The 22,772-nt window shown below is 73.1% G+C and carries 23 protein-coding genes; 21 read left to right on the top strand and 2 right to left on the bottom strand.

Features of this window, described 5'->3' with window-relative positions; genetic code table 11:
• Nucleotides 1-125: 125 nt before the first annotated feature.
• Nucleotides 126-794, bottom strand: a complete 669-nt coding sequence (locus ACZ6S8_RS02485) for a bifunctional DNA primase/polymerase (protein WP_469451898.1) — start codon at nt 792-794, stop codon at nt 126-128.
• Nucleotides 795-1,203: 409 nt separating this feature from the next.
• On the opposite strand from ACZ6S8_RS02485, the gene nsdA reads away from it, so the two are divergent.
• The 5 genes from nsdA to ffh all read left to right on the top strand — a co-directional run bounded on the left by nsdA (nt 1,204) and on the right by ffh (nt 8,911).
• On the top strand, nt 1,204-2,694 hold the full coding sequence (nsdA, locus tag ACZ6S8_RS02490; protein WP_469451668.1) for a transcriptional repressor NsdA: 1,491 nt from the start codon (nt 1,204-1,206) through the stop codon (nt 2,692-2,694).
• 368 nt (nt 2,695-3,062) lie between these two features.
• A complete protein-coding gene (locus tag ACZ6S8_RS02495; protein WP_383932282.1) occupies nt 3,063-4,403 on the top strand; it encodes an ammonium transporter in 1,341 nt (446 codons plus the stop codon).
• Nucleotides 4,400-4,738 (top strand): P-II family nitrogen regulator, encoded by a 339-nt coding sequence (locus tag ACZ6S8_RS02500; protein WP_267717597.1) that lies wholly within the window; start codon nt 4,400-4,402, stop codon nt 4,736-4,738. Before ACZ6S8_RS02495 ends, ACZ6S8_RS02500 begins: the two co-directional genes overlap by 4 nt.
• A 17-nt stretch (nt 4,739-4,755) precedes the next feature.
• Nucleotides 4,756-7,185: a [protein-PII] uridylyltransferase gene (locus ACZ6S8_RS02505; protein ID WP_469451670.1), complete on the top strand. Its 2,430-nt coding sequence runs from the start codon at nt 4,756-4,758 to the stop codon at nt 7,183-7,185.
• Nucleotides 7,186-7,339: 154 nt separating this feature from the next.
• Nucleotides 7,340-8,911, top strand: a complete 1,572-nt coding sequence (gene ffh, locus ACZ6S8_RS02510) for a signal recognition particle protein (RefSeq protein WP_469451671.1) — start codon at nt 7,340-7,342, stop codon at nt 8,909-8,911.
• A gap of 99 nt (nt 8,912-9,010) precedes the next feature.
• On the opposite strand, the gene ACZ6S8_RS02515 is transcribed toward ffh, so the two are convergent.
• Complete coding sequence (locus ACZ6S8_RS02515) at nt 9,011-9,733, bottom strand: class I SAM-dependent methyltransferase (protein WP_469451673.1); 723 nt, start codon at nt 9,731-9,733, stop codon at nt 9,011-9,013.
• Nucleotides 9,734-9,864: 131 nt separating this feature from the next.
• Between ACZ6S8_RS02515 and proS the strand changes: the two genes are divergently transcribed.
• The 16 genes from proS to dprA all read left to right on the top strand — a co-directional run bounded on the left by proS (nt 9,865) and on the right by dprA (nt 22,751).
• Entirely contained in the window at nt 9,865-11,277 is a 1,413-nt protein-coding gene (proS, locus tag ACZ6S8_RS02520) for a proline--tRNA ligase (RefSeq protein WP_469451675.1), read from the top strand.
• Between the two features lie 191 nt (nt 11,278-11,468).
• On the top strand, nt 11,469-12,065 hold the full coding sequence (locus ACZ6S8_RS02525; RefSeq protein WP_351270027.1) for a hypothetical protein: 597 nt from the start codon (nt 11,469-11,471) through the stop codon (nt 12,063-12,065).
• 168 nt (nt 12,066-12,233) lie between these two features.
• Entirely contained in the window at nt 12,234-12,674 is a 441-nt protein-coding gene (gene rpsP / locus ACZ6S8_RS02530) for a 30S ribosomal protein S16 (protein WP_267717590.1), read from the top strand.
• Between the two features lie 2 nt (nt 12,675-12,676).
• A complete protein-coding gene (locus tag ACZ6S8_RS02535; RefSeq protein WP_330332869.1) occupies nt 12,677-12,916 on the top strand; it encodes an RNA-binding protein in 240 nt (79 codons plus the stop codon).
• 93 nt (nt 12,917-13,009) lie between these two features.
• Nucleotides 13,010-13,561, top strand: coding sequence for a ribosome maturation factor RimM (gene rimM, locus ACZ6S8_RS02540; protein WP_383932296.1), 552 nt, complete (start codon nt 13,010-13,012; stop codon nt 13,559-13,561).
• Nucleotides 13,561-14,382, top strand: a complete 822-nt coding sequence (trmD, locus tag ACZ6S8_RS02545) for a tRNA (guanosine(37)-N1)-methyltransferase TrmD (protein ID WP_469451678.1) — start codon at nt 13,561-13,563, stop codon at nt 14,380-14,382. The genes rimM and trmD overlap by 1 nt, the downstream gene beginning before the upstream one ends.
• A 133-nt stretch (nt 14,383-14,515) precedes the next feature.
• Complete coding sequence (gene rplS, locus ACZ6S8_RS02550) at nt 14,516-14,866, top strand: 50S ribosomal protein L19 (RefSeq protein ID WP_383932300.1); 351 nt, start codon at nt 14,516-14,518, stop codon at nt 14,864-14,866.
• Between the two features lie 44 nt (nt 14,867-14,910).
• Nucleotides 14,911-15,633: a signal peptidase I gene (gene lepB / locus ACZ6S8_RS02555; protein WP_469451680.1), complete on the top strand. Its 723-nt coding sequence runs from the start codon at nt 14,911-14,913 to the stop codon at nt 15,631-15,633.
• On the top strand, nt 15,620-16,480 hold the full coding sequence (gene lepB / locus ACZ6S8_RS02560; RefSeq protein WP_469451682.1) for a signal peptidase I: 861 nt from the start codon (nt 15,620-15,622) through the stop codon (nt 16,478-16,480). The genes lepB (ACZ6S8_RS02555) and lepB (ACZ6S8_RS02560) overlap by 14 nt, the downstream gene beginning before the upstream one ends.
• A gap of 113 nt (nt 16,481-16,593) precedes the next feature.
• Nucleotides 16,594-17,490, top strand: a complete 897-nt coding sequence (gene lepB / locus ACZ6S8_RS02565) for a signal peptidase I (RefSeq protein WP_469451900.1) — start codon at nt 16,594-16,596, stop codon at nt 17,488-17,490.
• A gap of 43 nt (nt 17,491-17,533) precedes the next feature.
• Nucleotides 17,534-18,331 carry a signal peptidase I gene (gene lepB / locus ACZ6S8_RS02570; RefSeq protein WP_469451683.1) on the top strand — a complete coding sequence of 266 codons (798 nt, stop codon included), beginning with the start codon at nt 17,534-17,536 and terminating at the stop codon, nt 18,329-18,331.
• Entirely contained in the window at nt 18,321-18,827 is a 507-nt protein-coding gene (locus ACZ6S8_RS02575) for an NUDIX hydrolase (RefSeq protein WP_469451685.1), read from the top strand. The genes lepB (ACZ6S8_RS02570) and ACZ6S8_RS02575 overlap by 11 nt, the downstream gene beginning before the upstream one ends.
• Nucleotides 18,828-18,882: 55 nt before the next feature.
• Complete coding sequence (locus tag ACZ6S8_RS02580) at nt 18,883-19,191, top strand: DUF2469 domain-containing protein (RefSeq protein WP_003993268.1); 309 nt, start codon at nt 18,883-18,885, stop codon at nt 19,189-19,191.
• A 187-nt stretch (nt 19,192-19,378) separates the two neighbouring features.
• Nucleotides 19,379-19,750: a YraN family protein gene (locus tag ACZ6S8_RS02585; protein WP_386527204.1), complete on the top strand. Its 372-nt coding sequence runs from the start codon at nt 19,379-19,381 to the stop codon at nt 19,748-19,750.
• Nucleotides 19,750-21,375 (top strand): YifB family Mg chelatase-like AAA ATPase, encoded by a 1,626-nt coding sequence (locus ACZ6S8_RS02590; protein ID WP_469451688.1) that lies wholly within the window; start codon nt 19,750-19,752, stop codon nt 21,373-21,375. The genes ACZ6S8_RS02585 and ACZ6S8_RS02590 overlap by 1 nt, the downstream gene beginning before the upstream one ends.
• Before the next feature lie 200 nt (nt 21,376-21,575).
• Nucleotides 21,576-22,751, top strand: coding sequence for a DNA-processing protein DprA (dprA, locus tag ACZ6S8_RS02595; protein WP_469451689.1), 1,176 nt, complete (start codon nt 21,576-21,578; stop codon nt 22,749-22,751).
• Nucleotides 22,752-22,772: the final 21 nt, after the last annotated feature.

Here is a 22,772-nt window from a genome sequence, read left to right on the forward strand (position 1 = left end):
GTCCGGGACGCCTCGACGGCGCGACCCGCGTCATCGGCTGACGGGCCGGCCCCCGGGGCCCCGCCCCCCCCCCCCCCCCCCCCCCCCCCCCCCCCCCCCCCCCCCCCACGTCCGCAGGAGTCGGCTCAGCCGCGCAGCCGGTGGCAGATGTAGGCGAGGGTGCCGAGCAGCAGCCGGGCCTGCGGCGGGTCCCCGGCGGAGTCGAGCGCCGGCGGACGCAGCCAGCCGACCGGCCCGAGCCCGCCCCGGTCGGAGGGCGGGGCCGTCACGAAGGCACCCTGGCCCAGCGCCCGCAGGTCGAGGTCGGCGTCGTCCCAGCCCATCCGGTACAGCAGCTGCGGCAGCCCCGCCGCCGCGCCCGGGGCCACGAAGAACTGCGCCCGGCCGTCCGGGGTCGCGGTGACCGGGCCGAGCGGCAGGCCCATCCGCTCCAGCCGGACCAGCGCCCGCCGCCCAGCCTCCTCGGAGACCTCGATGACGTCGAAGGAGCGGCCCACCGGGAGGAGCACCGCCGCCCCCGGATAGTCGCCCCAGGCCTCGGCCACCTCGTCGAGGGTGGCGCCGGCCGGGACCGCGGGGGCTAACGCCAGGGGGTGCGCCCCGGGGGCCGTACACCGCGCGTCGCCGCAGGAGCAGTCCCGTCCGGGCCCGGCGGCGCGGGCCCCGGGGACGGCGTCCCAGCCCCACAGCCCGGTGTACTCCGCCACCGCGGTGCACTCCGCGGTCCGGCCGCGGCGCCGGGCGCCGGAACGGAATTCCCTGGTGCTTCGGCTGCCGCCGATCGTGAAGCCCATGCCCATGCCCCCTCCAACGGGTCGGACGCGCCGGTGGTTACGACGTCGGCCGGACCTGCCGGCGGAGCTCCGCCGGCAGGTGCCCTCGGAGGGCTGCCCGGCGCACTCCTCGCCGCGCGCGCCCCTGGCGCACTCCAGTCCAACCGATCCGTTTCACCTCGGTGTCAAGTGAATCGCGCCTGGCGGATGGCGAGTTCATTCGAAGGGGTGGCGAATGGTGGCGTTTCCACGGTCGACCTCGCGTAAGGGGTGATCGTAGGATTACTTTCGGTGCACGAAGCCCGAAGGTGGACCCGTACGTGGGTATGCCGCAGGCAATGTGTGAAGGACTTGTGAAGGCCCCTGGCGGCAGGTGCCGCCCCGGCCAGGGTTTCGTGTGGAAGAGGCGTGAGTGGATGGGGGCGTTCCAGTGAGCGGCAACGGCGCAAGCGGAACGAACGAGGAGTCTGCTGCGCGCAACGAACAGCTCGGCTCCTGGTTCGTCCGCAGCGGTTGGTCCAAGGGCGAGCTCGCCCGCCAGGTCAACCGCCGGGCCCGCCAGATGGGCGCCCACCACATCAGCACGGACACCTCCCGCGTGCGCCGCTGGCTCGACGGCGAGCAGCCCCGCGAGCCCGTCCCGCGGATCCTCTCCGAGCTGTTCTCCGAGCGCTTCGGCTCCGTCGTCGCCATCGAGCAGCTCGGGCTGCGCACGGCCCACCAGACCCCCTCCGTCTCCGGCGTCGACCTCCCGTGGGCCGGCCCGCAGACCGTCGAACTGCTCGGGGAGTTCTCCCGCAGCGACCTGATGCTGGCCCGCCGCGGCTTCCTCGGGCCCTCCCTCGCCCTCTCCGCCGGCCCCGCACTCATCGAGCCCATGCAGCGCTGGCTCGTCCCCGTGCCGCCCGCCGAGCCCGGCCGGCCGGAGGCGGGCCCGTCCGGTACCGCCGGCGGCCCCCGGGCGCCCCGCCTGTCCGAGCCCGAACTCGACCTGCTCGACGCGACCACCGTGATGTTCCGCCAGTGGGACGCCCAGTGCGGCGGCGGCCTGCGCCGCAAGGCCGTCGTCGGCCAGCTCCACGAGGTCACCGACCTGCTCCAGGAGAACCACCCGGCCCCGGTCATGAAGCGGCTCTTCAAGGTCGCCGCCGAGCTCGCCGAGCTCGCCGGCTGGATGAGCTACGACATCGGCCTGCACCCCACCGCGCAGAAGTACTTCGTCCTCGCGCTGCACGCCGCCAAGGAGGGCGGGGACAAGCCGCTGGGCTCGTACATCCTCTCCGGCATGAGCCGCCAGATGATCCATCTCGGCCGCCCCGACGACGCCCTGGAACTCATCCACCTCGCCCAGTACGGCAGCCGCGACTGCGCCGGCCCGCGCACCCAGGCCATGCTGTATGCGATGGAGGCCCGCGCCTACGCCAACATGGGGCAGCCCAGCCGCTGCAAGCGGGCCGTGCGGATGGCCGAGGACACCTTCTCCGACGTCGGCTTCGGCGAAGAACCCGAGCCCGACTGGATCCGCTTCTTCTCCGAGGCCGAGCTGAACGGCGAGAACTCCCACTCCTACCGGGACCTGGCCTACGTCGCCGGGCGCAGCCCCACGTACGCCTCCCTCGCCGAGCCCGTCATGGCGCGGGCCGTCGAGCTCTTCGAGAAGGACGACGTCCACCAGCGCTCCTACGCCCTCAACCTCGTCGGCATGGCCACCGTCCACCTGCTCCAGCGCGAGCCCGAACAGGCCGCCGTCCTGGTCGGGCGGGCCCTGGACGTGGCGGGAAAGGTGCGGTCCGAACGGGTGAACACCCGCCTGCGCAAGACCGTCGACGCCGCCGCCCGTGAATACGGCGACGTCGCCGACATCGTCCGGCTCACCGACCACCTCGCCTCCCGGCTCCCCGAAGCCGCGGAGGCCGTCTGACGGCCCTGCGGCCGTCCCCGAGGCCCCGGCCGCGGCAGTTCACCCCGTGAAGCCCGATCAGGCTCCCCCAGCCAGGACGTCCGGGTACTGCCGCGGCCGGCTGCTCTTCGCCGCCGCACCGCGCCCGCTCCCGCGCGGGCGGCGGGCCGCCGCCGCACCCACCCGATCGGCGGATACGCCGTTCATCGTCCCGTAACAGCCCCGACCTCTTCGTCATCGCGGCGAAACACTGAGCGGCGCCGCCGGAAACCGGCCTGCGTGAATCTCAGGGCAATAACCGGCCAGCCCCCATCAGGCCGGAGCCCTTAACGCCGCTCAGGTTTTCACGATCGCCCGCACGCGAACGTACCGACGACGAGGAGACGCCGATGGCATCAGCCATCACGACCCTCGCGGCAGACGCCCCGACGCTGTCTGCCGCGAACACCGGGTTCATGCTCATCTGCTCCGCCCTGGTCATGCTGATGACCCCGGGACTCGCCTTCTTCTACGGAGGCATGGTCCGCGTCAAGAGCAGCCTCAACATGCTGATGATGAGCTTCATCAGCCTCGGGATCGTCACGATCCTCTGGGTCCTCTACGGCTTCAGCCTCGCCTTCGGCACCGACTCGGGCTCCCTGATCGGCTGGAACTCCGACTACGTGGGCCTCAGCGGCATCGGGATCACCGAGCTCTGGGACGGCTACACCATCCCGGTCTACGTCTTCGCCGTCTTCCAGCTGATGTTCGCCGTCATCACCCCCGCCCTGATCAGCGGCGCCCTCGCCGACCGCGTCAAGTTCAGCGCGTGGGCCCTGTTCACCGCCCTGTGGGTCACGGTCGTCTACTTCCCCGTCGCCCACTGGGTGTGGGGCGCCGGCGGCTGGCTCTTCGAGCTCGGCGTCATCGACTTCGCCGGCGGCACCGCCGTCCACATCAACGCGGGCGCCGCCGCCCTCGGCGTGATCCTGGTCATCGGCAAGCGCGTCGGATTCAAGAAGGACCCGATGCGCCCGCACAGCCTCCCGCTCGTGATGCTCGGCGCGGGCCTCCTGTGGTTCGGCTGGTTCGGCTTCAACGCGGGCTCCTGGCTCGGCAACGACGACGGCGTCGGCGCGGTCATGTTCGTCAACACCCAGGTCGCCACCGCCGCCGCCATGCTCGCCTGGCTCGCCTACGAGAAGCTGCGCCACGGCTCCTTCACCACCCTGGGCGCCGCCTCCGGCGCGGTCGCCGGACTCGTCGCCATCACCCCCTCCGGCGGTGCGGTCAGCCCGCTCGGCGCGATCGCCGTCGGCGCCATCGCCGGTGTGCTGTGCGCCATGGCGGTCGGCCTCAAGTACAAGTTCGGCTACGACGACTCCCTCGACGTGGTCGGCGTCCACCTCGTCGGCGGCGTCGCCGGCTCCCTGCTGGTGGGCCTCTTCGCCACCGGCGGCGTCCAGTCCGACGTGGCCGGCCTCTTCTACGGCGGCGGCCTGGAACAGCTCGGCAAGCAGGCCATCGGCGTCTTCGCCGTCCTCGCCTACTCTCTCGTGGTGTCCGCGGTCCTCGCCTTCCTCCTCGACAAGACGATCGGGATGCGGGTCACCGAGGACGTCGAGGTCGCCGGCATCGACCAGGTCGAGCACGCCGAGACCGCCTACGACTTCAGCGGAGCCGGCGGCGGCGCCGCCTCGCGCAACACCGCCGCCCCCGCCCCCGCCGCGAGCAAGAAGGTTGACGCATGAAGCTGATCACCGCGATCGTCAAGCCGCACAAGCTGGACGAGATCAAGGAGGCCCTCCAGGCCTTCGGAGTCCAGGGGCTCACGGTCACCGAGGCCAGCGGCTACGGCCGCCAGCGCGGCCACACCGAGGTCTACCGCGGCGCCGAGTACCAGGTCGACCTCGTCCCCAAGATCCGCATCGAGGTGCTGGTCGACGACGCGGAGGCCGAGGAGCTGATCCGGGTCATCGTGAGCGCCGCCCAGACCGGCAAGATCGGCGACGGCAAGGTGTGGAGCGTCCCCGTGGACTCGGTCGTACGGGTCCGCACCGGCGAGCGCGGCGCTGACGCGCTCTAGGTGACGGGAGCTCCCGGGTGACGAGCGTCGAAGAGACCACGGACCACACGGCCGACTCGGGACCCAGCGGATACGCCGCGGCCCGGCTGCGACTCCTCCAGGAGGAGTCGCGGTCCGGGCCGTCACGGCGTTCCGCCCTGGCCGGCCTGACCGACGACTGGCTGAACGGCCTGTTCAAGACCGCCGCACGGGAGACGGGCGTCCGGGGCGCCGCCCTGGTCGCCGTCGGCGGCTACGGACGCGGGGAGCTCTCCCCGCGCAGCGACCTCGACCTGGTGCTGCTGCACGACGGCAAGGCCGGCGCGCAGGCGCTGAGCGCCCTCGCGGACCGGATCTGGTACCCGGTGTGGGACCTCGGCCTCGCCCTCGACCACTCGGTACGGACCCCGGCGGAGGCCCGCAAGACCGCCGCCGAGGACCTGAAGGTGCACCTCGGACTGCTCGACGCCCGGCCCGTCGCCGGTGACGCCGGGCTGCTGGCCGGCCTGCGGACCTCGGTCCTCGCCGACTGGCGCAACCAGGCCGCCAAACGGCTCCCGGAGCTGCACGCGCTGTGCCGCGAGCGGGCCGAGCGGGCCGGTGAGCTCCGCTTCCTGCTCGAACCCGACCTCAAGGAGGCCCGCGGCGGCCTCCGGGACGTCACCGCGCTGCGGGCGGTCGCCGCCTCCTGGCTGGCCGACGCCCCCCGCGAGGGCCTCGGCGAAGCCCGGCGCCGTCTGCTGGACGCCCGCGACGCCCTGCACCTGGTGACCGGCCGGGCCACCGACCGGCTCTCCCTCCAGGAACAGGACCAGGTCGCGGGTCAGCTCGGACTGCTCGACGCGGACGCCCTGCTCCGCCAGGTCTACGAGGCCGCGCGCGTGGTCTCGTACGCCGGCGACGTCACCTGGCGCGAGGTCGGACGGGTCCTGCGCGCCCGCGCGGCCAAACCCCGGCTGCGCGGTCTGCTCGGCGGCCGGGGCCAGGCCGCCACCGAACGGGCGCCGCTCGCGGAGGGCGTCGTGGAGGCCGACGGCGAGGCAGTACTGGCCCTGGCCGCCCGGCCCGACCGGGACCCGGTGCTGCCGCTGCGGTTCGCCGCGGCCGCCGCGCAGGCGGGCCTGCCCGTCTCGCTGCACTCCGTACGCCGGCTCGCCGCGCAGGCCAAGGCACTGCCCGTGCCGTGGCCCGCCGAGGCCCGGGAGCAGCTGCTGACGCTGCTGGGCTCGGGGGAGCCGATGGTCGGCGTCTGGGAGGCCATGGAGGCGGAGGGGCTGATCAGCCGCCTGCTGCCCGACTGGGAGCGGGTCCGCTGCCGCCCGCAGCGCAACCCCGTCCACACCTGGACCGTCGACCGCCACCTGATCGAGACGGCCGTCCGGGCCTCGGCGCTCACCCGCCGGGTCGGCCGCCCCGACCTGCTGCTGACGGCCGCACTGCTCCACGACATCGGCAAGGGCTGGCCCGGCGACCACTCGGTGGCCGGCGAGACCATCGCGCGCGACGTCGCCGCCCGCGTCGGCTTCGGCGCCGAGGACGTGGCCGTGCTGGGCACGCTCGTACGCCACCACCTGCTGCTGATCGACACCGCGACCCGGCGCGATCTGGACGACCCCGCGACGGTCCGCGCGGTCGCCGAGGCCGTGGGGTCCCCGTCCACGCTGGAGATACTGCACGCCCTCACCGAGGCGGACGCCCTGGCCACCGGGCCCGCCGCGTGGAGCACCTGGCGCGGATCGCTGGTCGCCGACCTCGTGGCCCGGGTCGCCGCCGTACTGCGGGGCGCGACCCCGGCGGTGCGGGAGCTGGAGATCCCCACCACCGAGCAGGAACGCCTCGCGATCGAGGCCCTGCGCACCCGGGAGCCCGTCCTCGCCCTGCACGCCCGCCGCGAGGAGGACGACGCTGTCGGCGTGGAGCTGGTCGTCGCCGTCCCGGACCAGCCCGGGATCCTCCCCGCCGTGGCCGGGGTGCTGGCCCTGCACCGGCTCACCGTGCGCGCGGCCGAACTGCGCTCGCTGGAACTGCCCGACCTGCCGGGGGAGGTGCTGGTGTTCCGCTGGCGGGTCGCGGCGGAGTACGGCTCGCTGCCGGAGTCGGCCCGGCTGCGCACCGACCTGATCCGGGCCCTGGACGGCTCGCTGGACGTCCCGGCGAAGCTGGCGGACCGCGAGGCGGCGTACCCGCGACGGCGCGGGGTCGTGCCCCCGCCGCCCCGCGTCACCGTGGTCCCGGACGTGTCCTCCCTGGCCACGGTCCTGGAGGTGCGCGCCCCCGACGCGGTCGGGCTGCTGCACCGCATCGGCCGCGCCCTGGAGGCGGCGGGCGTGCGGGTGCGCAGCGCCCACGTCTCCACGCCGGGCGCCGACGCGGTGGACACCGTGTACGTGGTCGACGGCGACGGCAAGCCCCTGCCGGCCGCGGGAGCGGCGGCCCTGGCCCGTTCGGTGCAGGCCGCGCTGGCCTGAGCGCCGCACGCCGCTCCGGCCCGTTCCCCGGGGGTCCGCCCCGGGGAACGGGCCGGCGGAGAGGGGAATGCGGACCGAAGGGCCGGGCCGGCGGCGCGGCCCGATACCCTGGTGGACGACCACACCGCCCCCGACCCGAGGAATCGCGACCACCGTGTTCGATACGCTCTCCGACCGCTTGGCGAATACCTTCAAGGGCCTGCGCGGCAAAGGCCGGCTGTCCGAGGCTGACATCGACGCAGCGGCCCGGGAAATCCGTATCGCGCTCCTCGAGGCCGACGTCGCGCTCCCCGTCGTCCGCTCCTTCATCGCGAACGTCAAGGAACGCGCGCGCGGTGAAGAGGTCAGCAAGGCCCTGAACCCGGGCCAGCAGGTCCTCAAGATCGTCAATGACGAGCTCGTCACGATCCTCGGCGGCGAGACCCGCCGGCTGCGGTTCGCCAAGACCGCCCCCACCGTGATCATGCTGGCCGGCCTCCAGGGCGCCGGAAAGACCACCCTCGCCGGAAAGCTCGGCCTGTGGCTGAAGGGGCAGGGCCATTCCCCGCTCCTCGTGGCGTGCGACCTCCAGCGCCCCAACGCCGTCAACCAGCTCTCCGTCGTCGCCGAGCGCGCGGGCGTCGCGGTCTACGCGCCCGAGCCGGGCAACGGCGTCGGAGACCCGGTCGCCGTCGCCAAGGACTCCATCGAGTACGCGCGCACCAAGCAGTTCGACATCGTCATCGTCGACACCGCCGGCCGCCTCGGCATCGACGCCGAGCTGATGCGCCAGGCCGCCGACATCCGCGACGCGGTCAGCCCCGACGAGATCCTCTTCGTCGTCGACGCGATGATCGGCCAGGACGCGGTCAACACCGCGGAGGCCTTCCGCGACGGCGTCGGCTTCGACGGCGTCGTGCTCTCCAAGCTCGACGGCGACGCCCGCGGCGGCGCCGCGCTGTCCATCGCGCACGTCACCGGCAAGCAGATCATGTTCGCCTCGAACGGCGAGAAGCTCGACGAGTTCGACGCGTTCCACCCGGACCGCATGGCGGGCCGCATCCTCGACATGGGTGACATGCTCACCCTCATCGAGCAGGCCGAGAAGACCTTCTCGCAGGCCGAGGCCGAGAAGATGGCGGCCAAGCTCGCCAAGGGCCCCAAGGAGTTCACGCTCGACGACTTCCTGGCCCAGATGGAGCAGGTCCGGAAGATGGGCTCCATCTCCAAGCTGCTCGGCATGCTCCCGGGCATGGGTCAGATCAAGGACCAGATCAACAACATCGACGAGCGCGACGTGGACCGCACCGCCGCGATCATCAAGTCGATGACCCCGGCCGAGCGCCAGGACCCGACGATCATCAACGGCTCGCGCCGCGCCCGCATCGCCAAGGGCTCCGGCACCGAGGTCAGCGCCGTCAAGTCGCTCGTGGAGCGCTTCTTCGAGGCCCGCAAGATGATGTCCCGCATGGCGCAGGGCGGCGGCATGCCGGGGATGCCCGGCATCCCCGGGATGGGCGGCGGTCCCGGCCGGCAGAAGAAGCAGATCAAGCAGGCCAAGGGCAAGCGCAAGAGCGGCAACCCGATGAAGCGCAGGGAAGAGGAGGCCGCAGCCGCGGCCCGCCGCGAGCAGGGACCGCAGGCGATCGAGCCCGCGCCCGGCGGCAACCCCTTCGGGCTTCCCGCGGGCGCCCAGGACGGCGGGGACTTCGACCTTCCCGACGAGTTCAAGAAGTTCATGAAGTAGGCCGCGAGGCACGGCCGCCGCGGTCGCCCGACCGCAGCGCAGGAGGGCCCCGTCCGGGAAGGCACCCGGACGGGGCCCTCCCGTTTCCGCGGCGGCCGGTTACGCCACCCGGGCGATCACGTACCGGAAGATGTTCGGCAGCCAGACGGCGCCGTCGGTCCGCTCGTACGGGTGAAGGGCCTCCGTCAGCTCCTTCTCCGCCAGCGAGGAGTCGGCCCTCCCGCAGGGCGCGGCGCCGGCCGCCCCGGGAGCCTCCTCGTCCCCGACGGAGTACAGCCCCGTCGACAGCAGCCCGCGCACCGCGCTGTCCACGTCCGCGTACCCGAACGGGCAGAACACCCGCCCCGAGCCGTCCGGCCGCAGCCCGGCCCGCTCCACCAGCGCGTCCAGGTCCCGGGGCGCCGGGCCGCCGCCCAGCACCGACGGGACCGTGCAGCGTTCCGCCGGGCCCCAGTCGGCCAGCACCACCGCCCCGCCCCGACGGACGGCCGGCAGGGCCGCGGCCAGGGCCTCCGGTTCGGGCGAGAAGGCCAGCAGGGCGTCGTACGGGCGGGCCGGCGCCGGCGGGTCCTCCAGCACCTCCAGCAGCCGTTCCCGGGCCAGCGCCCGCCGGGCCGGATCCGCCTCCACGCCCGTGGCCGCGGCTCCCCGCCCGGCCGCCAGCAGCAGGGGCAGCCCCGCCCCGCAGTCGAGGTCCAGCAGCCGGTCTCCCGGCCCGACCTCCAGCCGGTCGTAGACCGCTTCGTACAGCGGTACCAGCATCCGTTCCTGGATCTCCGCCCAGTCCCGGGCGACGAGCGTCGCCGTCGGCGTCGATGTCATCGAAAGAGCGCTCCTGATTCCGTGTCGCCCCCGTGCCCCCGTTGACAGGGAACTCCCCATTTGCCCCCGCGTCCAGAGGAGGGAGCCACCCGATTCACGCTCGGTGCGCCGGGCGCCGTACCATTCGCGCCATGGCAAAGGCACCCGTTCTCACCCCGCAGGCGGAGGATTTCCCCCGCTGGTACCAGGATCTGATCAACAAGGCCGAGCTGGCCGACAACGGTCCGGTCCGCGGCACCATGGTCATCCGGCCGTACGGCTACGGCCTGTGGGAGCGGATGCAGCAGGAGATGGACGCGCGGATCAAGGACGCGGGCGCCCAGAACGCGTACTTCCCGCTGTTCATCCCGCAGTCGTACCTGACGCGCGAAGCGGAGCACGTCGAGGGCTTCGCCCCCGAGCTCGCGGTCGTCACGCACGGCGGCGGCAAGGAGCTGGAAGAGCCGGTCGTGGTCCGGCCCACCTCCGAGACGATCATCAACGACTACTTCTCGAAGTGGGTCCAGAGCTACCGCGACCTGCCGCTGCTCATCAACCAGTGGGCCAACGTGGTCCGCTGGGAGATGCGTCCGCGCGTGTTCCTCCGTACGAGCGAGTTCCTCTGGCAGGAGGGCCACACCGCGCACGTCACGTACGAGGAGGCCCGCGACTACGCGGCCCGGATCCACCGCGACGTCTACGGCGACTTCATGACGAACGTGCTCGGCATCGACGTCGTGCTCGGCCGCAAGACCGCCAAGGAGCGCTTCGCCGGCGCCATCAACACCCTCACCCTCGAAGGCATGATGGGCGACGGCAAGGCCCTGCAGCTGGGCACGAGCCACGAGCTCGGCACCAACTTCGCCAAGGCCTTCAACACGCAGTACCTGTCGAAGGAAGGCAAGCAGGAGCTCGTCTGGCAGACCTCGTGGGGCGTCTCGACCCGCATGGTCGGCGGCCTGATCATGTCGCACGGCGACGACAACGGCCTGCGCGTCCCGCCGCGCCTCGCGCACGTCCAGGTCGTCGTCATGGCGATCAAGGGCGACGAGGCCGTGGCGAAGGTCCGCGAGGTGGGCGCCCTGCTGAAGGCCGCGGGCCTGCGGGTGCACGTCGACGACCGCGTCGACACCCCCTTCGGCCGCCGCGCCGTGGACTGGGAGCTCAAGGGCGTACCGGTCCGCGTCGAGATCGGCCCCCGCGACCTGGAGGCCGGCACCGCGATGCTGGCCCGCCGCATCCCGGGCGGCAAGACCCCGGTGCAGATCGACGCGCTCGCCGGCCTGCTGCCCACGGTGCTGGAGGAGGACCAGGCGCAGCTGCTGCGCGAGTCCCGCGAGCGCCGCGAGTCCCGCACGACGGACGTGGCGACCATCGAGGAGGCCGCCGAGGCCGCCATCGCCGGTGGCTGGGCGCGCATCCCGTGGGCGGACCTCGGTCCCGAGGGCGAGGCGAAGCTGGCCGAGCAGGCCGTCTCCGTCCGCTGCCTGATCGCCGCCGACGGCTCGGTCCCGGAGACGGACGACGCCCCCGGCACCCTCGCGATCGTCGCGCGCTCGTACTGACCGGCAGACCGCGCCCCGGCGCACGGCTCGGGCCGTGCGCCGGGGCGTAGTCGTCGTTACGTACCGACTCCTCCGGGGATCTGCGCACCCGTCCTCGTCATGACGCATGAGACTGAACTGACTGGTACGTGCAAAAAATTTGGAATGGCCCGGAATCGGAACACCGGGGCACCCCGGCTCGTTGTTACGACGTGAGCACGACACCACCTGTACTCGCCGCAGAGCTGGCGCAGGCGTGGGCCGATATTCAGCGGTACCACCCCGAGCTGCCTGACCTTGCCGCGCCCGAGTCCCTGATCGGAGAGTCGTCGTCCGCCTGTGGCGCCGCCCTCTCCTTCGAGCGACTGCTGCACGAGGCAGTCCACGGCATCGCCGCCGCCCGCGGAGTCCGTGACACCTCGCGCGCCGGTCGGTACCACAACCGCAGATTCCTCGCGATCGCCGAGGAGATGGGGCTGGACCACTCCGACGAGCCGCATGCCAGCAGCGGCTTCTCCCTGGTCACGCTCAACCCCGAGGCCAAGAAGCGCTACCGGCCCACGATGGAGCGGCTCCAGCGGGCCCTGAAGGCCCATACGGCGGCCACTGCCGCCGACACCAAGCGCAGCTTCCGCGGACCGGCCGCCCGGCACGGCTCCTCCGGCGGCGGCGTGCGCGTCAAGGCCGTCTGCGACTGCGGCCGCAACGTACGGGTCGTCCCCTCCGTACTCGCCCAGGCGCCGATCGTCTGCGGGGGCTGCATGAAGCCCTTCCGCATCCCCGAGGTCGCGATCGCGGTCGCCTCCTGACCCCGCGCGGCACCCCCGCGGGCGTATGGCACAATGGACAGCTGTACTCGACAGTCGCATAGGACCCCTCTCTCCTCCGGCTGACGCGTCCATCGGGCACCCGAGTACCGCAACCCCACGTGGCATCTCATGTGCCCAACCACGTCAAGTTCAGGAGACACCACTCCAGTGGCAGTCAAGATCAAGCTCAAGCGCCTCGGCAAGATTCGCCAGCCGCACTACCGCATCGTCGTCGCCGACGCCCGCACCCGCCGTGACGGTCGCGCGATCGAAGAGATCGGTATCTACCACCCGACGTACAACCCGTCGCGCATCGAGGTCAACGCCGAGCGTGCGCAGTACTGGCTGTCCGTCGGCGCCCAGCCCACCGAGGCTGTGCTCGCCATCCTGAAGCTGACCGGTGACTGGCAGGCGCACAAGGGCCTCCCGGCCCCCGCGCCGCTGCTGCAGCCGGAGACCAAGGAGAGCAAGCGCCGTACCTTCGACGAGTTCGCCAAGGCCCTCGAGGGCATCGGCGAGGGCAAGGGCGACGCCATCACGCAGAAGGCGAAGAAGGCCGACAAGAAGGCGGACGAGGCTGAGGCCACCGCCGAGTCGACCGAGGCCTGAGCATGCTCGAGGAGGCTCTTGAGCACCTCGTGAAGGGCATTGTGGACAACCCCGACGAAGTGCAGGTCGCCTCGCGCACCCTGCGCCGCGGACAGGTTCTCGAGGTCCGGGTCCACCCGGACGACCTCGGGAAGGTGATCGGCCGCAACGGCCGCACCGCACGTGCTCTGCGTACTGTCGTGGGCGCCATCGGCGGCCGTGGCATCCGCGTCGACCTCGTCGACGTGGACCAGGTCCGCTGAGACCGCGTCCATCGCAAGAATGAATCACCGGCACGGGCCGGGGAGGGCATACGTGCCCGCCCCGGCCCGTCGTCGTCTGAACAGGAGAGCACAGTGGAGCTGGTAGTCGCGCGGATCGGCCGCGCCCACGGCATCAAGGGTGAGGTCACCGTGGAGGTGCGCACCGACGAGCCCGAGCTGCGGCTCGGCCCGGGCGCCGTCCTGCGCACCGATCCGGCGTCGGCGGGACCGCTGACCATCGAGACGGGCCGGGTGCACAGCGGACGGCTGCTGCTGCGCTTCGCCGGCGTCAAGGACCGCACCGGCGCCGAGGCGCTGCGCAACATCCTGCTGATCGCCGAGGTGGACCCGGCGGAGCTGCCGGAGGAGCCCGACGAGTACTACGACCACCAGCTGATGGACCTCGACGTGGTCCTCGCCGACGGCACCGAGGTCGGCCGGATCACCGAGATCTCCCACCTGCCCTCGCAGGACCTCTTCATCGTCGAACGGCCCGACGGCACCGAGGTGATGATCCCCTTCGTCGAGGAGATCGTCGCCGAGATCGACCTGGAGGAGCAGCGCTGCGTCATCACGCCGCCCCCCGGGCTGATCGACGACCGGGCGGAGGTCGCCTCGGCGCGCGACGCCGGGGACGAAGCCTGATGCGTCTCGACGTCGTCACGATCTTCCCCGAGTACCTGGAGCCGCTGAACGTCTCCCTCGTCGGCAAGGCCCGCGCCCGCGGCCAGCTCGACGTGCACGTGCACGACCTGCGCGACTGGACGTACGACCGGCACAACACGGTCGACGACACCCCGTACGGCGGCGGCCCCGGCATGGTCATGAAGACCGGCCCGTGGGGCGAGGCCCTGGACGCGGCGCTCGCCGACGGCTACGAGTCGGGGGCGCGCGGGCCCGTCCTGGTCGTCCCCACGCCCAGCGGCCGTCCCTTCACCCAGGAGCTGGCCGTCGAGCTCTCCGAGCGGCCCTGGCTGGTCTTCACGCCGGCCCGCTACGAGGGCATCGACCGCCGGGTGATGGACGAGTACGCGACGCGGATGCCGGTGTACGAGGTCTCCATCGGCGACTACGTGCTGGCGGGCGGCGAGGCCGCCGTCCTCGTGATCACCGAGGCGGTGGCGCGACTGCTGCCCGGCGTGCTCGGCAACGCCGAGTCGCACCGGGACGACTCCTTCGCGCCCGGCGAGATGGCGAACCTCCTGGAGGGGCCCGTCTACACCAAGCCCCCGCAGTGGCGCGGCCGGGAGATCCCGGACGTGCTCGTCAGCGGACACCACGGGAAGATCGCCCGCTGGCGGCGGGACGAGGCGTTCCGGCGGACCACCCGCAACCGTCCGGACCTGATCGAGCGCTGCGAGGCCACCGCGTTCGACAAGAAGGACCGCGAGATCCTCTCGATCCTGGGCTGGAAGCCGTCCGCCGACGGGCGATTTTGGCTCAGGCCGCAGGCCGTGGAAGAATAGGCGGCTGCTGTGTGCTCGTGGACGCCCCTGCCACAGGGGGACCGTCGTCCGCTGGGTGGCACGGCTCCCGAATTCTCTCCGGAAACCCGCACCGGCGACCTGTGGCGTCGTGCGAAGAAAGCAGACGAAGAACATGTCTCACCTGCTCGATGGCGTCAACGCCGCCGCGCTCCGCTCGGACGTCCCGGCCTTCCGCCCGGGTGACACCGTCAACGTCCACGTCCGCGTGATCGAGGGCAACCGCTCCCGTATCCAGCAGTTCAAGGGCGTAGTCATCCGCCGCCAGGGCGCCGGTGTCTCCGAGACCTTCACGGTCCGCAAGGTCTCCTTCAGCGTCGGCGTGGAGCGTACCTTCCCGGTGCACTCCCCGATCTTCGAGAAGATCGAGCTCGTCACCCGCGGTGACGTCCGCCGCGCCAAGCTGTACTTCCTCCGTGAGCTCCGCGGCAAGGCCGCGAAGATCAAGGAGAAGCGCGACTTCTGAGGTCCCCTCCGGGGTCCGGGGGCGGCCGGATAGGCTCGTTCCCGATGGACACCGAAGCACCTCACACGCAACGCGGCCACTCTTCCCCCGTCGAGGGGGAGGAGCGGTCGCGTTGTGCGTTGTCCGGGGGCCGGCGTTCGTTCACCTGGCGGCGGGCCGCCGCGCTCGGTGTGGGCTGCACCGTCCTGCTGCTGCTGTTCAGCAATTTCGTCGTGCAGCCCTTCCTGATCCCGAGCCGCTCGATGGAGCCGACGTTCGAGGTCGGGGACCGGGTGCTGGTGAACAAGCTGGCGTACCGTTTCGGCGACGGACCGCGCCGCGGGGACCTCGTGGTCTTCGACGGCACGGGCTCCTTCGTGCCGGAGCGTCCCGAGGACCATCCGATCGGCGTGGCCCTGCACGGCGCGGCGTCCGCGCTCGGACTGGCCGAGCCCTCGGACTCCGACTTCGTGAAGCGGGTCGTGGGGGTCGGCGGCGACGACGTGGTGTGCTGCGACGCGGGCGGGCGGGTGCAGGTCAACGGGGTCGCGCTCGACGAGCCGTACCTGTACCCGGGTGACGCGCCGTCACAGGTGCCCTTCCGGATCGTGGTCCCCCTGGGGACCCTGTGGGTGATGGGGGATCATCGTTCCCAGTCCCGGGACTCCCGGGACCACCTGGGGCAACCGGGCGGGGGGATGGTGCCGGTGGAGAACGTGATCGGGCGGGCCGACTGGATCGGCTGGCCGGTGACCCGCTGGGGTTCCGCGGGCGGTGGCCGTGGGTAGCCGGGGGCGGTCGAGACGCGACCGGGAGCCCGAGCCGCCCCCCGAGCCGGAGCCGGAGCCCGTCGCGGCGGAGGGCGGCCGCGCCCAGCGGCGCAGGCTGGCCCGCCGCGTACGACGGCGGCGCCGCACCCGCCGGGCCGGCGAGCTGCCGCTGCTCGTGGTCGTGGCGCTGTGCATAGCCCTGGTGCTCAAGACCTTCCTGGTGCAGGCCTTCTTCATCCCGTCCGGCTCGATGGAGCAGACCATCCGGATCGGCGACCGGGTGCTGGTGGACAAGCTCACCCCGTGGTTCGGATCCGCCGTCCAGCGCGGGGACGTCGTCGTGTTCAAGGACCCGGGCGGATGGCTCCAGGGCGAGGCGGCCCGGCCCGCCCGGGACCCGATCGGGGTCAAGCAGGTCAAGCAGACCCTGACCTTCATCGGCCTCCTGCCCTCGGCCGACGAGCAGGACCTGATCAAGCGCGTCATCGGCGTCGGCGGCGACACCGTCGCGTGCTGCGACGGCCGGGGCCGGGTCACCGTCAACGGCGCGCCGCTCGATGAGCCGTACGTGAACGCCGGCAACGCGCCCTCCGAGATCCGCTTCGAGGTGCGGGTGCCCGCGGGGCGGCTGTTCGTGATGGGCGACCACCGGGCCAGATCGGCCGACTCGCGCTTCCACCTCGACGAGGCCTTCGAAGGCACCATCGACGAGAACGGCGTCGTCGGCGAGGCCGTCGTGATCGCCTGGCCCTTCGGCCACTGGCGCCGGCTGGAACAGCCCGCGACCTTCCGCACGGTGCCCGATCAGGCGCGCCGCGGGGGACGCGGCCGCCGTGGGCGCGGACGGGGCGCGCCGTTCGCATAGTGTGTCCTCGGTCTCCCGCGCCTTAGGGAACTCCCGCTCGTTAAGGGAGGGGAGGGCCCGCGTCTGATTCCGGCGGGCGGTGATTTTCCGAGTGAGGAGTGGATGTGGGGGATGTGGCGGTAGGCGCACGATCCGGACGCGACGAGGGCGAGGAGCGGCCGGACGACGCCGTCGAGCGCGAGACCGAGGACGGCGGTACCGCGGCGCATCCGCACCGCTCGTTCTGGAAGGAGCTGCCGCTCCTCATCGGCATCGCCCTGCTGCTGGCCCTCCTGATCAAGACGTTCCTGGTGCAGGCGTTCTCCATCCCGTCCGACTCCATGCAGGACACCCTGCAGCGGGGCGACCGGGTGCTGGTGGACAAGCTGACCCCGTGGTTCGGCTCCGAGCCCGAGCGCGGTGAGGTCGTGGTCTTCCACGACCCGGCCGCCTGGCTGTCCGGAGAGCCCACCCCGGAGCCCAACATCGCGCAGAAGGCGCTGAGCTGGATCGGTCTCATGCCCTCCGCGGAGGAGAAGGACCTGATCAAGCGGACCATCGCCATCGGCGGGGACACGGTCGAGTGCAAGAAGGGGGGGCCGGTCGTCGTCAACGGCAAGGAGCTGGACGAGCCGTACATCTTCCCCGGCAACACCCCTTGTGACGACATGCCGTTCGGCCCGATCACCGTGCCCAAGGGCAAGATCTGGGTGATGGGCGACCACCGGCAGAACTCCCAGGACTCCCGCTACCACATGCAGGACTCCACGAAGGGCTTCGTGCCGGTCGACAAGGTCGTCGGGCGGGCCGTGGTGGTCGCGTGGCCGATCACCCGCTGGTCCACCCTGCCGATCCCGGACACCTTCGACCAGCCCGGCATCGGCAACCAGGCCGCGGCCGTCGCGCTCGGCCTCGGGGCGTCCGGGCTGGCGCCGGTCGGGCTGGGCCCGGCCGCGCTGGGCCTCACCGGCGCGGTGCCGCTCGTGATGTGGCGTCGCCGGAGGCTGACCAGCGGTCGTACCGACCGGTAGGGTGCCGCCCAGGTCGACGATCTCCGAGTGTGGGGGCGCTGCAATGGGCGGAACACAAGCAAGCGGAACACAAGCAATACGCGGTGGCAGGAACGGCCACGGTGGTCTCGGCAACGTGCTGTCGGGGATCGCCGTGGCCGTCGGCTTCGCGCTCTTCCTCGGCGGTTTCGTGTGGGGGGCGGTCGTCTACCGCCCCTACACCGTGCCGACGGATTCGATGATGCCCACGGTGCGTCCCGGCGACCGGGTGCTGGCGCAGCGCATCGGGGGCGCCGAGGTGCGCCGCGGGGACGTGGTCGTCTTCACCGACACCGAGTGGAGCGACCTGCCCATGGTCAAGCGGGTCGTCGGCGTCGGCGGCGACACCGTGAAGTGCTGCGGCGCGGCCGGCGAGCTGACCGTGAACGGAACGCCGCTGGACGAGCCCTACATCGACGACACCCGTCCGGACCCCGCTCTCGCCCTGCCGCCCGGGCAGGCCGCGCCCCCCGGCACCCCCTTCGAGGTCACGGTGCCCGAGGGGAACCTCTTCCTGCTGGGCGACCGGCGGGGCGCCTCGCTGGACTCCCGGTCCCACCTCCAGGAGGCCGGACAGGGCACCGTGCCGCGGTCGGCGGTCGACGCCCGGGTGGACGCGCTCGCCTGGCCCTCCGCGGGGATGCTGGAGCGGCCGCGGACGTACGAGGCGCTGCCCGGCGGCGTGTCCCGGCCCGGCCCCCTGCAGCTCCAGGTGGCGGCGGTGGCCGTCGGAGCCGTGCTGGTGGCGCTGGGGGCGGCGTACGGGCCTCTCGTACGGGTCCTGGGGCGCGGGCGGCGCAGGGAGCGGGCCGATGCCGGCTGACCCGGCGCCCGGCCCCGAGGTGCGCAAGGTCGCGCGGGTGGTCCTGCTGGATCCCGCGGACCGGATCCTCCTGCTGCACGGCTTCGAACCGGCCGACCCGGCCGAGACCTGGTGGTTCACCCCGGGCGGCGGCCTGGAGGGGACGGAGAGCCGCGAGGAGGCCGCGCTGCGCGAGCTGGCGGAGGAGACGGGGATCACACAGGTGGAGCTGGGCCCGGTGCTGTGGCACCGGTACTGCTCCTTCCCCTTCGACGGGCGCCGCTGGGAGCAGGACGAGTGGTACTTCCTGGCCCGTACCGCCCAGACCGCGACCGAGATGGGCGGCCTCACCGCACTCGAGCGGCGCAGCGTCACCGGAGCGAGGTGGTGGACCTCCGGGGAACTGCTGTCGGCCCGTGAGACGGTGTACCCGACCAGACTCGCCGAGCTGCTCCGTACGCTGCTCGACGACGGTCCTCCGGGTGCGCCGGTGGTCCTGGCCCCGGAAATCGTTTAGGGGCGCGGGGGCCTGGCGCACAATAGGGGGACGCACGGCTGAAGGGGAACATGCCATGAGTGCCGAGGACCTCGAAAAGTACGAGACCGAGATGGAGCTGAAGCTCTATCGGGAGTACCGCGACGTCGTCGGGCTGTTCAAGTACGTGATCGAGACCGAACGCCGTTTCTATCTCACCAACGACTACGAGATGCAGGTGCACTCGGTCCAGGGGGAGGTCTTCTTCGAGGTCTCGATGGCCGACGCGTGGGTCTGGGACATGTACCGGCCGGCCCGTTTCGTGAAGCAGGTGCGGGTGCTGACCTTCAAGGACGTCAACATCGAGGAGCTCAACAAGAGCGACCTCGAACTTCCGAGCGGCTGATCTCCGAGCGGCCGGCCTTCGCGCGGCTGACTTCCGAGCGGCCGGCCTCCGCCCCGTCGACCACGGGCAGGCCGGCCGCGGTCGTCCCCCCTGGGGGTGACGGGGATATCCACAACGCCGCGGTTGTCCACCAAGATCCACGGGGTGGGCGGGGGCGCGGGATCGTCGGTGCCGGAGGTGGTGCCGAATGGACACGAAGGACGTGGCGCGGCAGGCGCTGGGGCGGTACGGCGAGGAGCTGGCGGCGCGCCGGCTGACCGAGGCCGGGATGACCGTGATCGCGCGGAACTGGCGGTGTCGCGGCGGGGAGATCGACATCGTGGCGCGGGACGGGGACGCCCTCGTCGTCTGCGAGGTCAAGACCCGCCGGGCGGGCGTCTTCGAACACCCCATGGCCGCGGTGCGGCCCGGCAAGGCGGAGCGGTTGCGCGGCCTCGCCGGGCGCTGGCTCGTGGACCACGGCGGACCGCCCCCGGGCGGCGTGCGGATCGACCTCGTCGGGGTCGTGCTGCCGCGACGCGGGGCCCCCGTGGTGGAACACGTCCGGGGGGTGGCGTGATGGGATTCGCCCGAGCCTGTTCCGTCGCCCTGGTGGGCGTCGACGGCGTGGTGGTGGAGGTCCAGGCCGACCTGGAACCGGGAGTGGCCGCCTTCACCCTCGTGGGGCTGCCCGACAAGACCCTGGTCGAGAGCCGGGACCGGGTGCGGGCCGCCGTCGTGAACTCCGGGGCGGCCTGGCCGCAGAAGAAGCTCACGGTCGGGCTGAGCCCCGCCTCCGTACCGAAGTCCGGCGCCGGCTTCGACCTCGCCGTCGCGGCGGCCGTGCTGGGGGCCGCCGAGGTGGTCGACCCGGCGGCGATCGCCGATCTCGTGCTGATCGGCGAGCTCGGACTGGACGGCCGGGTCCGGCCGGTCCGGGGGATCCTGCCCGCCGTCCTCGCGGCGTCGGAGGCCGGCTACCGGCAGGTGGTCGTCCCGCAGCAGTGCGCCGCCGAGGCCGCGCTCGTGCCCGACGTGTCCGTGCTCGGCGTGCGCAGCCTGCGGCAGCTGATCGCGGTGCTGACGGGCGGCGCGGTCCCCGAGGAGGAGCACCTCGGCCCGCCGGGGCGGCCCGACCCGATGCTGGCCGGGCTGGTGCTCCCCGGGGCGGGGCTCGGTACGGGCATCACCCCGGGCCGGGGCGACTGCGCCGAAGCCCCCGATCTCGCCGACGTGGCCGGGCAGCTCGGTGCGCGCCGCGCCCTGGAGGTGGCGGCCGCGGGGGGCCACCACCTCTTCCTCAGCGGGCCGCCCGGGGCGGGCAAGACGATGCTGGCGGAGCGGCTGCCCTGGATCCTCCCGCCGCTCGGACGCCGGGAGTCGGTGGAGGTCACGGCCGTCTACTCGGTCGCGGGGATCCTCCCGCCCGGCGAGCCGCTGGTCGCCCGGCCGCCCTACTGCGCGCCCCACCACTCCGCCACCATGCAGTCCCTGGTGGGCGGTGGGAACGGGATCCCCCGGCCGGGCGCCGTGTCCCTGGCCCACCGGGGCGTGTTGTTTCTGGACGAGGCCGCGGAGTTCCACGGCCGGGCGCTGGACGCGCTGCGCCAGCCCCTCGAATCGGGCCACGTGGTCATCGCGCGCGCCGCCGGAGTGGTGCGGCTGCCCGCACGGTTCCTGATGGTGCTCGCCGCCAACCCCTGCCCGTGCGGGCGGCACACCCTCCAGGGGCAGGGGTGCGAATGCCCGGCCTCCGTGATCCGGCGCTACCAGGCCCGGCTGTCGGGGCCCCTGCTCGACCGGGTGGACCTGCGGGTGGTGGTGGAGCCGGTCACCCGTTCCGACCTGCTCCGGCAGGGCGGCCGGGGGGAGCCCACGGCGGTCGTCGCCGACCGGGTCCGCGAGGCCCGGGAACGCGCGGCCCTCCGGCTCGCCGAAACCCCTTGGCGGCTCAACTCCGAGGTGCCCGGGCAGGAGCTGCGCACCCGGTGGCCGGTGGACCCCGGCGCACTGGCGCAGGCCGAGCGGGACCTGGAGCGCGGGCTGCTCAGCGCCCGCGGGCTCGACCGGGTGCTGCGGGTCGCGTGGACCGTGGCCGACCTGCGGGGGCGGGACCGGCCGGAGGCGCTGGACGTGGCCGTCGCGCTGGAACTGCGGACCGGGATCGCCCGCGGGGCGACGCTGGAGCCGGGGGCCGCGGCATGACCGGGCCGGAGGGCTCGGAGCGTCCGCCGGGTCAGGAGTACCTGCCGGGGCCGCCGCCGGAGCCGGAGTGGTGCCCGGGCCCTCCGCCGGCGCGGCGGCCGGAGCCGGCTCCGGAGCCCGCGGCGCAGCCGGAGGGGGGCCGGGTCCCGGAGCCGCGGCCCGATGCGAGCCCGGGTGGTCCGCCGGAGCGGTGGACGGGGGTGGAACCGCGGAGGGAGGGGGAGTTGCTGGCGCGGGCCGCGCTGACCCGGGTGCTGGAGCCCGGGGAGGAGCGCGGCGGCCGCTGGTTGCGCGAGCACGGCGCCGTGGGGCTGATGCGGCTCCTGACCGGCCCCGAGCACGCGGCGGGCGTGCTCACCGGGGTGCGGCCGGACCGGCTCGCCGGATACCGCAGACGGGCCGCGCTGGCCGAGCCGCGGCGGGACCTGGAGCTGGCCGCCGCGGCGGGGGGCCGGTTCGTGTGTCCCGGAGCGGCGGAGTGGCCGACCCAGCTCGACGACCTCGGCGACGCCCGCCCCGTCGGGCTGTGGCTGCGGGGCCGGCCCGACCTGCGGACCTGGGCGCTGCGTTCGGTGGCCGTCGTGGGGGCCCGGGCCTGCACCCCGTACGGCGCCCACATGGCACAGACCCTGGCGGCCGGCCTGGCCGAGCGGGGCTGGGTCGTCGTCTCCGGCGCGGCGTACGGGATCGACGGCGCCGCCCACCGCGGGGCCCTCGCCTCGGGCGGCGCCACCGCGGCGGTGCTGGCCTGTGGCGTGGACGTCTCCTACCCGCGCGGCCACGCCGGGCTCCTCGGCCGGATCGCCGGCCAGGGGCTGGTCCTCGGGGAACTGCCGCCCGGCAGCCACCCCACCCCCAGCCGGTTCGTCCTGCGCAACCGGGTCATCGCCGCCCTCACGCGGGGCACCGTGGTGGTGGAGGCCGCGCACCGCAGCGGCTCCCTGGTCACCGCCCGGCGCGCCCAGCAGCTCGGGCGGTTCACGATGGGTGTCCCGGGGCCCGCGACGAGCGGACTCTCCGCGGGGGTGCACGAGTTGCTGCGGGGCGAGGCCGTGCTCGTCTCCGACGCGGCGGAGGTCGTCGAACTGGTCGGCTCGATCGGGGAACTGGCCCCCGAGCGGCGCGGACCGGTGCTCGCCCGGGACCTGTTGGACCGCGACACCGTCCGGGTGCTCGAAGCGCTCCCGGCGGGCCGGCCCGCGGACGTCGCGGAGTTGGCACGTGCCTCCGGCACCGGCACCGATGAAGTCATCGGCAGACTGTACGAACTTCACTCTCTGGGGTTCGTCGAACGGCAGGGCGACGTCTGGCAGTTGAGCAGACAAACACCTGGAACGCGCACGCAAACCGGCGCCGCCCGGCGAGGCGGTCGTTGACCTGGGGCGTTCCGGTGAAAG

The organism is Streptomyces sp. NPDC048461 (assembly GCF_055587105.1).